This is a genomic window from Azohydromonas australica DSM 1124, from assembly GCF_000430725.1.
Lineage (GTDB): Bacteria > Pseudomonadota > Gammaproteobacteria > Burkholderiales > Burkholderiaceae_C > Azohydromonas > Azohydromonas australica.
Genome location: NZ_KE387208.1, coordinates 96,800 through 109,845 on the forward strand (window position 1 = coordinate 96,800; position 13,046 = coordinate 109,845).

7 protein-coding genes and 1 pseudogene are annotated in these 13,046 nt (G+C 72.0%); 7 read left to right on the forward strand and 1 reads right to left on the reverse strand.

Going from position 1 to position 13,046, the window contains the following annotated elements; genetic code table 11:
- The 7 genes and pseudogenes from H537_RS57100 to H537_RS0129480 all read left to right on the forward strand — a co-directional run.
- Positions 1-89 (forward strand): annotated as a pseudogene (locus H537_RS57100) (cytochrome c-550 PedF); the annotation flags it as partial.
- A complete protein-coding gene (locus H537_RS57105) occupies positions 89-943 on the forward strand; it encodes a substrate-binding periplasmic protein (protein WP_156902016.1) in 855 nt (284 codons plus the stop codon). The pseudogene H537_RS57100 and the gene H537_RS57105, both read left to right, overlap by 1 nt.
- Before the next feature lie 247 nt (positions 944-1,190).
- The gene (locus H537_RS0129460; protein WP_029000731.1) at positions 1,191-1,667 is read left to right on the forward strand and encodes a 4Fe-4S dicluster domain-containing protein; all 477 of its coding nucleotides are present in this window, start codon (positions 1,191-1,193) and stop codon (positions 1,665-1,667) included.
- Positions 1,668-1,691: 24 nt separating this feature from the next.
- Entirely contained in the window at positions 1,692-3,539 is a 1,848-nt protein-coding gene (locus H537_RS0129465; RefSeq protein WP_029000732.1) for an aldehyde ferredoxin oxidoreductase family protein, read from the forward strand.
- 71 nt (positions 3,540-3,610) lie between these two features.
- On the forward strand, positions 3,611-4,894 hold the full coding sequence (locus tag H537_RS0129470; RefSeq protein WP_029000733.1) for an NAD(P)/FAD-dependent oxidoreductase: 1,284 nt from the start codon (positions 3,611-3,613) through the stop codon (positions 4,892-4,894).
- 38 nt (positions 4,895-4,932) lie between these two features.
- Positions 4,933-5,187 (forward strand): sulfur carrier protein ThiS, encoded by a 255-nt coding sequence (gene thiS, locus H537_RS0129475; protein WP_029000734.1) that lies wholly within the window; start codon positions 4,933-4,935, stop codon positions 5,185-5,187.
- Positions 5,188-5,192: 5 nt separating this feature from the next.
- Entirely contained in the window at positions 5,193-5,498 is a 306-nt protein-coding gene (locus H537_RS0129480) for a hypothetical protein (protein WP_238446847.1), read from the forward strand.
- 133 nt (positions 5,499-5,631) lie between these two features.
- On the opposite strand, the gene H537_RS0129485 is transcribed toward H537_RS0129480, so the two are convergent.
- Positions 5,632-13,041 carry an autotransporter-associated beta strand repeat-containing protein gene (locus H537_RS0129485; RefSeq protein ID WP_029000736.1) on the reverse strand — a complete coding sequence of 2,470 codons (7,410 nt, stop codon included), beginning with the start codon at positions 13,039-13,041 and terminating at the stop codon, positions 5,632-5,634.
- Between the last annotated feature and the right edge of the window lie 5 nt (positions 13,042-13,046).

A 13,046-nucleotide genomic window follows, 5' to 3' on the forward strand; every position in this document is an offset into this window, starting at 1 on the left:
ACATGCCGCCGTTCGAGGGTACGCTGAACCAGGAAGCGATCTGGTCGATCAAGTCCTACCTGGAAACCCGCCGCGAGAGGCCGCTCTGATGGGCCGCCCGCCCATCACCATGAAGCGCCGCTCGATGCTGGGCGCGCTGGCCGGCGCCGGCGCCGCGGCGCTGGGGCTGCCGCTGCCGCTGTCGGCCACGCCGCTGGAGAAGATCAAGGAGCGCGGCTCGCTGACCGTGGCGCTCTACAACGAGTTCCCGCCGTTCCACGACCAGGGCAAGGGCATCGACGTCGAGCTCGCCGGCGCGCTGGCGCAGGCGCTGAACGTGAAGCTGTCGGTGCTGCCGTTCCCGGCCGGCGAGGCCATGAACGACGACCTGCGCAACATGGTCTGGAAGGGCCACTACCTGGGCTACGGCCCCGCCGACGTGCTGCTGCACGTGCCGGTGGACCGGCCGCTGATGCAGGAGAACCCGCAGGTCAGCATCTTCGGCCCCTACTGGCGCGAGCGCGTGGCCGTGGCCCGCCGGCTGGATGCGGTGCCCACGCTGGAGAGCCTGTCGCAGCTGGGCAAGGCGCGCGTGGCGGTGCCGGGGCTGTCGCTGGCGGGCTGGCTGCTCATCGGCGCCGACGGCGGCGCCTACCGCGAGCAGCTGGTGACGACCTTCAAGGACGGCGTGCTGGCCGCCCAGGCGCTCAAGAACGGCGAGGTGCCGGTGGCCGCTGGCAACCTGTCCGAGCTGCAGAGCGTGCTGCGCGGCCAGAGCGGCATCGCCATCGAGCCGCTGCCGAGCCCGCGCGCGCCGCGCGAGGGCTGGGCCGTGGGCATGGCGGTGAAGAAGGACGCCACCGAGCTCGCGCAGGCGCTGCAGGGCGCCCTCAACGACATCGCCAAGGACGGCCGTCTGGCGGCGATGTTCGACCGGCACAACGTCAGCTGGCGGCCCGTGTAGCAATTTGGAGCAATAGGCCTGCGCTTTCTGGGGTTTCACCCATGTAGGCGTGGGCCTCTTGCGCAATCAACATAGGTATGCAAGTGCATAGGGGTCCACGGACCCTGGCGTCCGGCAGGCGCGCTTTCCTTGGCGCGCCGCAGGCCGGACGATTTTTTTGGCCTCGAACATAGGCAGTGCAGTGCATAGGGACCGCGGGGATGGCGCCGGCGCGCCGGGGAACGGGGTCCGAATGAAGGGAAAAGCCATGCAGAAGTCGCTTCACATCAACCCGGACAAGTGCACCGGCTGTCTCCAGTGCGAGATGGCGTGCAGCTTCGAGAACTACGCCACCTTCGCGCCGGCCAAGTCGCGCATCAAGGTGTTCGATTTCCATCACACCGGCCGCAAGGTGCCCTACACCTGCACGCAGTGCGACGAGGCCTGGTGCCTGCACGCCTGCCCGGTGGAGGCCATCACCATCAACGCGCTGACCGGCGCCAAGGTCGTCAACGAGACGACCTGCGTGGGCTGCAAGGTGTGCACCATCAGCTGCCCCTTCGGCACCATCAACTACGTGCAGGAGACGGGCAAGGTCCAGAAGTGCGACCTCTGCGGCGGCGACCCGGCCTGCGCCACCGCCTGCCCCACCGGCGCCATCACCTACGTGGACGCCAACTGGACCGGCCTCGGGAAGATGGCCGCCTGGGCCGAGAAGCTCGGCACCCCGGCGGCCGCCGCCTGACACCACAGATCTGAGGAGCAGCACATGTCCTGGGCAGGAAAAATCCTTCGCGTCAACCTCACGGACGGCACCGTCAAGTCCGAGCCGCTGAACATGAAATGGACGCGCGAGTATCTCGGCTCGCGTGGTCTGGGCACCAAGTACTTCGTCGAGGAAGTCGATGCCAAGGTCGACCCGCTGTCGGCCGAGAACAAGATCATCTGGGCCACCGGTCCGCTGACCGGCACCATGGCCTCCACCGGCGGGCGCTACACCGTCATCACCAAGGGCCCGCTGACCGGCACCATCGCCTGTTCCAACTCCGGCGGCTACTGGGGCTCGGAGCTGAAGTTCGCGGGCTGGGACATGATCATCTTCGAGGGCGCGTCCCCGAAGCCCGTGTACCTCTACGTCGAGAACGACAAGGCCGAGCTGCGCGACGCCAGCCACCTGTGGGGCCACAGCGTCTGGGAAACCGAGGAGACGCTCAAGAAGCTGCACCAGGACCCGCTGCTGCGCATCAGCACCATCGGCCTGGCCGGCGAGAACAAGGTGCTGTTCTCCGCCATCGTCAACGACCTGCACCGCGCCGCCGGCCGCTCGGGCGTGGGCGCCGTGATGGGCAGCAAGAACCTCAAGGCCGTGGCCGTGCGCGGCACCCTGGGCGTGGGCAACGTGGCCAACCCCAAGGAGTTCATGAAGGTCACCTTCGAGAAGAAGCAGGTGCTGGCCGACAACGCCGTGACGGGCCAGGGCCTGCCGACCTACGGCACGCAGGTGCTGATGAACGTCATCAACGAGATCGGCGCGCTGCCCACGCGCAACCACCGCGACGTGCAGTTCGACGGCGCCAAGGACATCTCGGCCGAGGCCATGGCCGCCCCGCGCGCCACCGACGGCAAGAAGCACCTGGTGACCAACCAGGCCTGCTTCGGCTGCACCATCGCGTGCGGGCGCATCTCCAAGATGGACGAGACGCACTTCTCGGTGCAGAACAAGCCGCAGTACTGGGGCGCCTCCGGCGGCCTGGAGTACGAGGCGGCCTGGGCCCTGGGCGCGGCCAACGGCGTCAACGACCTGGAAGCGCTGCAGTACGCCAACCTGCTGTGCAACGAGCAGGGCATGGACCCGATCAGCTTCGGCGCCACCATCGGCGCGGTGATGGAGCTGTACGAGATGGGCGTGCTCACCGCCGAGCAGATCGGCACGCAGGCCCCCTTCGGCTCGGCCAAGGCGCTGTGCGAGCTCGCCGAGATGACGGCCAAGGGCGAGGGCTTCGGCAAGGAGATCGGCCTGGGCTCGGCGCGCCTGACCGCCAAGTACGGCCATCCCGACCTGAGCATGAGCGTCAAGGGCCAGGAGTTTCCGGCCTACGACAGCCGCGGCATCCAGGGCATGGGCCTGACCTACGCCACCAGCAACCGCGGCGCGTGCCACCTGCGCTCGTACACCGTGGCTTCGGAAGTGCTGGGCATCCCGGTCAAGACCGATCCGCTGACCGCCGAGGGCAAGCCCGAGCTGGTCAAGGCCTTCCAGGACGCCACCGCCGCCTTCGACGCCGCGGGCATCTGCATCTTCACCAGCTTCGCCTGGACGCTGGCCGACGTGCAGCCGCAGGTCGCGGCCGCCTGCGGCGAGGAGTTCACGCTGGAGAAGATGAACGAGATCGGCGAGCGCATCTGGAACATGGAGCGCGACTTCAACAACCGCGCCGGCTTCACCGCCAAGGACGACACGCTGCCCAAGCGGCTGCTGACCGAGCCGGCCAAGACCGGCCCGGCCAAGGGCCTGGTCAACAAGCTGCCCGAGATGCTGCCCAAGTACTACGAGATCCGCGGCTGGGACGCCGAGGGCCGCCTCAAGCCCGACACCCGGGAGCGCCTGGGCCTCTAAGGCCCGCGGTACCGCTGAAGTAAACGGCATGGAGGCGGTCGCGGACCGCCTCTTTTCTTGGAGCTGCTTCCATGTTGACTCACCTGATCCTCGGCGCCGGTCCGGCCGGCGTCATCGCGGCCGAGACCCTCCGCAAGCACGCGCCGCGGGACCGCATCCTCGTCGTCGGCGACGAGGTCGAGCCGCCGTACTCGCGCATGGCGATTCCGTACCTGCTGGTCGGGCGCGTCGGCGAGCCCGGCACGCACCTGCGCCACAGCCCTGACCACTACGAGCGGCTGCGCATCGACCTCAAGCGCGGCGTGCGCGCGCTGGCCGTGGACACCAAGGCGCGCAAGGTCTTCTTCAGCGACGACAGCGAGGTCGAATACGACCGGCTGCTCATCGCCACCGGCTCCAGCCCGGTGCAGCCGCCCATTCCCGGCATCAACAGCCCCGGCGTGCACACCTGCTGGACGCTGGACGATGCGCGCGCCATCGCCGCGCGGGCCCAGCCCGGCGCGCGCGTGGTGCAGGTGGGCGCGGGCTTCATCGGCTGCATCATCATGGAAGCCCTGGCGCTGCGCGGCGTGAAGCTCAGCGTGGTGGAGACCGGCGACCGCATGGTGCCGCGCATGATGGGCCCCACCGCCGGCGGCATGATCCGCGAGTGGGTGCAGTCCAAGGGCGTGGACGTGCACACCGGCGCGCGCGTGCAGGCCATCGAGACCGCGGGCAACGGGTTGCGCGTGAAACTGTCCAACGGCGAGGTGCTGGAGGCGGACCTGGTCATCAGCGCCACCGGCGTGCGGCCCAACATCGGCTTCCTGTGGGGCAGCGGCGTGCGCTGCCTGCAGGGCGTGCTCACCGACGAGCACCTGCAGACCAGCGTTCCCGGCGTCTATGCCGCGGGCGACTGCGCCGAGGCCTTCGACATCGTCAGCGGACGCACCATCGTCAGCGCCATCCAGCCCAACGCGGCGGAGCAGGCGCGCGTGGCGGCGCTGAACATGGTGGGCCAGCGCGCGGTGCTCAACGGCGTCACGCAGATCAACGTGCTCGACACGCTCGGGCTGATCTCCACCAGCTTCGGCAACTGGCAGGGCGTGCCCGGCGGCCAGAGCGCCGAGCTCGTGGACCAGGACGCCGGCAAGGCGCTGAGCCTGCAGTTCGACGGCGATCTGCTCGTGGGCTGCAACAGCGTGGGCTGGACGCAGCACGTGGGCGCCATGCGCGGCCTGGTCGAAGGCCAGGTCAAGCTCACGCCCGAGTGGAAGCAGCGCCTGATCGACGACCCCACGCAGCTGATGCCCGCCTACCTGGCCTGCGCCCAGGCGCAAGAGGCCCGCGGGCTGGGCAAGCAGCAGCCGTACTGAGCGCGGGGACGCCAAGGCCGCGGGCAACATCACGACCCATGCGCATCACTTTCAAGCTCTACGCCAGTCTCACCGAGTACCTGCCGCCCGAGGCGCGCAGCGGCAACGCGGTGCAGCTCGACCTGCCCGAGGGCAGCACCATCGCGCAGGCCGTGGAACCCTACGGCCTGCCGATGAAGCTGGTGCACCTGGTGCTGGTCAACGGCAGCTTCGTGCCGCCCGAGGCGCGCGCCACGCGCGCGCTGGTCGAAGGCGACGTGCTGGCCATCTGGCCTCCGATCGCCGGCGGCTGAAGCCCGTGCAGTTGCTGCAGTGCCCCGCCGAGTTCGAGCGGGAGATGGGCTGCACCGCCGCCGAGCTGGTGCACTGGCTTCCCGGCGCCGCCGCGCCGCACACGGTGCTGCAGCGCGCCGACGGCGCGGACATCGCGCTCGACGCGGGCGGGCGGCTGAGCCTGCGCTGGGAGGCGCTGCCGCCGCGGCGCATCGCGCTGCTGTGCGTGCCGCGGCTGCGGCTGCGCTTCGCCTTCGAAGGGGTGGACGAGGCGGCGCGGCTGCGCTTCATGCACCGCTTCGACCTGTACACGCAGCGCGGCGGCGGCTGACCCGGCGCGGGCAGGCGAGGGCACCATGCCTTTCGCCCCGGAATGAAAAACGGCGGTGGCACGCGAGCGCCACCGCCGTCTTGTTTCAGGGCCGGGCCGGCCCGGCCCCGCGGGACCGGCCGGCCGCCCGGGCTCAGAAGGCCACGTTGAGCTGGACCCTGGCGCTGCCGTCCTTGTAGCCCGACAGCGCGCTGTCGAGGCTGGCGCTGGCCGTCACGGCTTCGCTCAGGCGGACCGTGCCGCCCACGCCGAACAGGGCCAGCGTGCGCTTGCGGCTGTCGTAGGTCAGCGGGAACTGCACCGCGTTGTCGATGCCCAGGCTGGCCGTCTGCACGCGGTTGCCTTCGCCCAGCACGCTCTGCAGCGCAGCGTGCGCGGCCAGCGTGAAGGGCTTGCCCGCCACCACGTGCTGCCACTCGAAGGCGCTGCCCAGCGTCAGCGTGGTGCGGCTGGTGCTGTAGTCACCCAGCACCAGGCTGTGGCTGGAGCCGGCCTCGGTGAAGCCGTCGCTGCTGAAGCGGCCGTGGTCCAGGTTGGCGTAGGGCGTCACGGCGAAGCCGCTGGTCCGGTACGCGTCCCAGGCCAGGCCCAGGCTGACGCTGTTGGCGCTGCCGCGGGTCTCGCCCGTGGCCTCGCCGGACACCGCGTCGCGCTTGAGCTTGTAGCGGTAGCTGCCGTGGCCGATGCCGCCCAGCACGGCCAGCTTGTCGGTCACGCGGCCCTTGGCGTAGAGCCGGAAGGCCTCGCCCTTGACGGTGCCGCTGCCGTGGTCGCCGCTGAGGCCGCCGTTGCTGCTGGCCAGCACGCCGCCGATCTCCACCGAGCGGTTGAGCGCGAACTCGGTGCCGATGAGCATCTCGTTGCGGTGCAGCTTGGCCGCGTCGGCCTGGCGCACGCTGTCGGTCTGGGCCGAGGCGAAGAACTGGCCGCGGCCGCGCACTCCCTCGCCGAACTCGGCGGCGGCGCGCTTGACCAGCAGGCGCGACATCGACGTCGCGGCGCTGAAGCCGTAGTCGGCCATGGCGCCGTAGTACTCGGGCGTCATCTTGGCGATGCCGTCGCGGGTGGTGAGCACCTCGGCGGCGTTGCGGCCGACGTTCTGGGCGCCACCGGCGGCGGTGTCGATCTGGTTGACGCCCGCCTGCGAGGTGGCACGGGCGAACAGCGCCTGCGCCGCGTCGCGCTGGCTCTGGGTACGGCCCAGGTCGGCGAAGGTGCTGCCCGCGGCATTGAGCCCCGTGGCGATGGCCTGGCCGGTGGCGACGTCGAACACGACGGCGGCGTTGCGCGCGGCCACGCCGGCACCGTCGACGCCGTCGGCGTCGAACAGCACGTCGGCGAAGCTGCCGTTGACGCGCTTGGCGTTGCCGTTGGTGTCGGCGATCACCTGGTACACGTTGCCCAGGACCGGCGCGACGCCGTTCCAGGTGCGGAACGTGAGCACCGCACCCGGCGCCGCCGTGACGGTGCCGCCCACGCGCACCTGGTCGTGCTGCGTGCCGGGGGTGGTGCCGGCCAGCTCCAGCTCCAGCACGCTGTTCTCGGTGTAGCTGCCCAGGATCGTCACCGTGCCGGGCGAGTAGCCCGGAGCAAGCGTGCCCTGGTTGCTGAAGTCGCCGGTGAAGGTCAGCGAGCCGCCGACCTTGGCGCCCGCGGCGTTGCTGAACGATGCGGCGTCCACCGTGCCGCCGCCGCCCAGCGTCGCGTACTGCAGGTTCTGCGAGTCCGTCACGTGCAGCGTGCTGCCCGAGTCCACCACGGCTGCGCCGGTGCTGAGCTTGGCGCCGGCGTCCAGCGTCATGGAGCTGCCGTTGCTCAGCTGCAGGGTCTGGGTGTTGACGTTGCTGGCGCCGCTCAGGCGCAGGCTGCCGCCGTCGGTGGCCAGGCTGGAGCCCTGGGTGCTGTTGAGCACGCCGCTGAACTGGCCGCCGTTGCTGACCACCAGGTGGTAGGCGTTCATGTCCACGCGGCCGTTGCCGTCGAGCGTGCGGATGGTCTGGTCGCCGTTGGCCAGCACCAGCTTGCCGTCCACCGTCACGGCCGCCTGCAGCGACAGGCGCTGCGGCCCGCCCAGCGTGAGCGTGCTGTTGTTGGCGACCTTGACCGTGCCCGCGTCGCTGGTGCCGTTGAGCAGCACCTTGCCCTGGGTGGTCAGCGTGCCGGCGCCGAGCTTGGCGTTGACGACGCTGCCGTCATTGAGCGCGTAGGTGGTCGCGGTGAGCTTGCCGCTGCCGCCCACGGTGCCGCTGTTGACGAAGGCCGCGACGGTGTCGTCGGAGGCCAGGTTCAGCGTGCCGGCGTTGCTCAGCGTGGCGTTGGACGCCAGGCCGCCCTGGGTGACGGCCAGCTGCGCGCCGGCGGCCACCGTCACGTCGCGGCTGGCCGTGCTGCCCGAGAGCACCACGGTGCCGGCCTGGACCGACATCGCGCCGGTGTGGCTGCTGGCGCCGGAGAGCGTGAGCGTGCCCGCGCCGGTCTTGGCAAAGCTGCCCTGGCCGCTGATCTGGCCGGCGTAGGTCGAGTTGCCCGACTGGTTCAGCGTGAGCCGGTCGCCCGCGGCATCGAGCACGACGCGGCCGCTGGCCTCGCCGGCGAAGCCGGCCGTGGCGATGCTGCGCTGGCCCACCACGTTGAGCGTGCCGCTGTTGCCCACGCCGGCGGCCGTGACGTCGGCCGCCTGGCGGATCACGCCGCCGTTGGCGTTGACCACCGCGCCGGCGCTGTCGAGCCGGGCGTTGAGCAGCGCCGTGCCGCCGGCCTGGTTGGCCAGCGAGGCGACGTTCTGCGCGGCGTTGACCACGAGGCTGCCGCTGTTGGCGACGGCGCCGATGGTGTCGGCCGTGCCGGCGCGGAAGGCGGCGCCCGCGTCGATGCTCACGCTGCCGGTGTCGGCCAGGGTGCCGCCGCCGGTGGTGTCGAGCGTGCCGGCCCGGACGGTGGTGCCGCCCAGGAAGGTGTTGGCGCCGGTGAGGGTCAGCGTGCCGGTCTGCGTCTTGGACAGCGCGCCCGCGCCGGAGATCACGCCGGCGTAGGTGGAGTCGGCCGTCTGCTGCACCGTCAGGCGCGAGCCCGCGTCGATGGCGACGCTGCCCGAGCCCTGGAAGCCGGCGCTGTCGATGGTGCGCTGGCCGCTGACGTCGAGCTGGCCCTGGTTGGTCACGGTCGAGGCCGCGACGATGTCGGCCGCCTGGTGGATCACGCCGCCCTCGGCGTTGTCCACCGTGCCGGCGCTGGTGAGCCGGGCGTTGAGGCTGCTGACGCCGCCGGCCTGGTTGCTCAGCGTGGCGACGGTTTGTGCCGCGTTGACGACCAGGTTGCCGCTGTTGCTCACGGCGCCGATGGTGTCGGCGGTGCCGGCGACGAAGGACGCGCCCGCGGCCACGGTCACCGCGCCGATGTCGGCCAGGGTGCCGCCGCCGGTGGTGTCCACGGTGCCCGCGTTCACGCTCAGGCCACCGGTGAAGCCGTTGGCGCCGGTGAGCTGCAGGGTGCCCGCGCCGCTCTTGACCAGGGCGCCCTGGCCGTTGAACTGGCCGGCGTAGGTCGAGCTGCCGAGCTGGTCGATGGTCAGCCGGTCGGTCGTGCCGGCCAGCAGCACGCGGCCGCTGTCGGTGCCGCCGAAGCCCAGGGTGGCGATGGTGCGCTGGCCGCTGACGTCGATGGTGCCGTCGTTGGCCACGGCCAGGGCCGTGATGTCGGCAGCCTGGTTGAGCACGCCGCCCGCGGTGTTGGCCACCGTGCCGCCGCTGGTGAGGTTGGCGTTGAGGTGGACCGTGCCGGCATTGGCCACGTCGCCCGTGCTGGTCACGGCGGCGTCGAGGTGGGCCGTGCCGGTGGCGGCGTTGGCCAGGGACGCCACGGTCTGCGCCGCGTTGACGCGCAGGGTGCCGGCGTTGGCCACGGCGCCGATGGTGTCGGCGGTGCCGGCGACGAAGGTGGCGCCTGCGGCGACGTTCACCGCGCCGGTGTCGGCCAGGGTGCCGCCGCCGGTGGTGTCCACCGTGCCGGCCAGCACGTGGGTGCCGCCGGTGTAGGTGTTGGCGCCGGTGAGGTTCAGGGTGCCGCTGCCGGTCTTGGACAGCGCGCCCGCGCCGGAGATGACGCCCGAGTAGACCGAGTCGGCGTCCTGCTTCACCGTGAGGTTGGCGTCCTGGAGCATGGCGGCGTGGCCGCTGCCCTGGAAGCCGGCGCTGTCGATGGTGCGCTGGCCGCTGACGTTGAGCTGCCCCAGGTTGGTCACCGTGGCGGCGGCGGTGACGTCGGCCGCGAGGTTCATCACGCCGGTGGCGGCGTTGTCCACCGTGCCGGCGCTGGTGAGGGCGGCGTTGACGTGGACGGTGCCCGTGTTGGACAGCGAGGCCACGGCCTGGGCCGCGTTGACGCTCAGCGTGCCGGCGTTGTCCACCGTGCCGACGGTGTCGGCCGTGCCGGCGACGAAGGCGGCGCCGGCATGGATGGTCACGCTGCCGGTGTCGGCCAGGGTGCCGCCGCCGGTGGTGTCCACGGTGCCGGCCGCGACGGTCAGGCCGCCGGTGAAGCCGTTGGCGCCGGTGAGGCCCAGCGTGCCGGCGCCGGTCTTGCGCAGCGTGCCCTGGCCGTCGATGCGGCCGGCGTAGCTGGAGTCGCCGGCCTGGTCGATGACGAGGTGGTCTTCCGCGCCGGCCACCGACACGAGGCCGCTGGCCTCGCCGCCGAAGCCGCCGCTGGTGGCGGTGATGGTGCGCGCGCCCAGCACGTTGAGCTGGCCGCTGTTGCTCACCGAGCCGGCGCTGACGTCGGCGCCCTGGTTGAGCACGGCGCCGCTGGCGTTGCCCAGCACGCCCGCCGCCGAGACGGTGGCGCCCAGGTTCATCAGGCCGCTGTTGCTCACGTCGCCGGTGCTGGCGAGCGCGGCGGTGACGTGGGCCGTGCCGGCGTTGGACAGCGTGCCGATGGTGTCCTCGGTGCCGGCGATGAGGGTGGCACCGGCGTTGACGGTGACGCTGCCGGTATCGGCCAGGGTGCCGCCGCCGGTGGTGTCGAGCGTGCCCGCCGCGACGGTGGTACCGCCGGTGTGGGTGCTGGCGCCGGTGAGGCCCAGGGTGCCCGCGCCGGCCTTGGTGAGGCTGCCCGCGCCGGTGAACTGGCCGGCGAAGACGGATGCGCCGCTCTGGTCGACGGTGAGGGCGTCGCTGGCCTGGGCCATGGCAAAGCTGCCCTGGCCGGCCAGGGTGCCGGTCGTGAGCGTGCGCACGCCGTCGACGGCCCAGTCGCCCTGGTTGAGGACGCTGCCGGCCTGCACGGCCTCCCGCTGCAGCACCAGTGCGCCGGCCTCGTTGACGATGGCGCCGGCGGTGGTGGCCCCCGAGACGTTGAGGCCGGCGCCGCTGCGGTTGAGCAGGGTGCTGCCGACGCTGGTGGCGCCCAGGAACGACGTGGCGCCGCTGTTGACCACCGTGTTGGTGCTCAGGGCGTCCATGGCGACGAGCCGGCCCGTCGCGGCGACGCTGACCGCCGTGGCCTGCTCGGCGCCGCCCAGGATCAGCGCGCCGCCGTTGACGGCGATGCTGCTCGGCCCCGTGGTGCGCATCAGCCGGCCGATGCCGGAGTTGTCGGTGGCCAGCGTGCTGACCAGGCCGCTGTTGACTTCCAGCGACGTCAGCGCGTTCTGGCCGGTCATGTAGACGGCGCCGCCGTAGCCGGCGCTGCCGATGCGCAGGCTGCCGTTGGTCCAGTTGCCGCGCAGGTACACCGCGTCGGCATTGAGGCCGTCGATGGGCTTGGCGTGCGCGGCGTCGAGGTCCGCGTTGTGGAAGGCCGCCACGTTGCCGGTGAGGCCGGCCAGGTTCACGCTGTTCTTGAGCGTGACGGTGCCCTGGGCGTACTCGGAGCCGAACACCATCGTGGAGCCGCTGGTGAGGTAGCTGCTGCCCCACTGCAGCAGCTGGTTGGCGCCGTTGGCGGTGCGGCCGAAGTCGAGCGTGATGCCGTCGCTGCGGGCCGAGGCGAAGCCGCCGGCGCCGTTCCACATGAACTGGCCGGGCACGACCGAGCCGGCGCGCTGCGTGACGTTCTCGCCGAGCAGCAGCACGCCCGCGTTGGCGTGCGGCGCCAGGCTGCCGATGGCGCCGGTGCCGGCGAAGACGACGCTGCTGGTCGGGTGGATGCCCTGGCCCAGCGTCACTTCGGTGGTGGCGCCCTCGATGTAGGTCTTGCCGGAGTAGGTGTTGGTGCCCGCGAGCTGCACCAGGCCGCCGCCGCCGATGTGCAGGTCGGCGCCGGCGCCGGGGGCGTAGCTGCCGGCGATGCTGGCGTTGCTGTCGTCGGCGATGCCGCCCTCGACGCGGATCGTGTGGCCGGCACCCGGTGCCAGCAGCACGGTGGAGCCCTTCATCATGAAGATGTCCGCGCCCGCGGCCTGGCCCGAGTCGCCGCCGTTGTTGCTGGAGCCCGCGAGCGCCGTGTTGTCGCGGAACAGCACGTTGCCGCTGAGGGTCAGCGTGCCGCCGCTGCGCACGAAGATCGCGCCGCCGTAGCCCGAGCCGCCGCCACCGCCGTAGCCGGTGCCGTCGCTGCCCACGCCGCCGCCGAAGCCGGCCGCGCCGCCCGCGCCGGCCGAGCCGTCGAGGGAGTTGCCGCCCTGGCCGCCGGCGCCCGCGGCGCCGCCGGAGCCGCCGCCCGCGCCGAAGCCGCCCGCGCCGCCCGCGCCGCCCGCGCCGCCGGCACCGCCGTCGGTGCGGCCCGTGGCGCCATTGCCGCCATCGCCGCCGGTGCCACCGGCGCCGCCGCCGAAGAAGGTGGCGCCGTTGCCGCCCTTGCCGCCCTGGCCACCGTCGCCGCCGAAGGCCACTTGGCCATTGGCGAGGCCGACGTTCCAGGTCACGAGGTTGGCGATGTTCAGGCCCAGGTCCACGTAGGCCACTGCCGCGGCCACCGCGTGTGCCGCGGACAGCACGCCGTTGGGCGGGAAGGTGGCCAGGGCGCCCACGGCCGCGGCGGTGTCCGCCACGGCCGTCTTGGTCGCGTTGGCCACGGACATGATGAGCTGCGCGTTCAGCGGCACGCCGCTGCCGCCGTTGCCGCCCTTGCCGCCGGCTGCACTGGTGCCGTTGCGCGCGTTGCCGCCGTTGGTGCCGTTGCGGCCCTCGCCGTCGGTGATGGCGGGCACCAGCCAGCTGGCGTTGGTGCCGTTGCCGCCGTTGGCGCCGACCGCGCCCGAGGCCGCCAGGCCGTTGAGCGAGCCGCCGGTGTTGAAGGCCGAGCTGGCCGTGAAGCTGGTGAGGCCGGGCGCCGGCGCGGCGCTGAGCACCACCGTGTTGCCCGAGACGCTGACGATGCGCGTGCCGGCGGGGATGCCTTCGCCTTCGAGCACCATGCCGGCCTGCAGGCCCGCGGCGCTGCGCAGCTGCAGCACGGCGCCGGACTGGCCGAGGATGCTCTTGGTGGAGACGTCGGTCGGCACCTCCGTCAGGTTCTTGCTCAGCGTGAGCTTGCCGGTCTGTGCGTCGACGGCCGTGATGGTGGTGCCATCGGGGACGCCGGTGCCGCTGATGGTGGTGCCCACGGTCA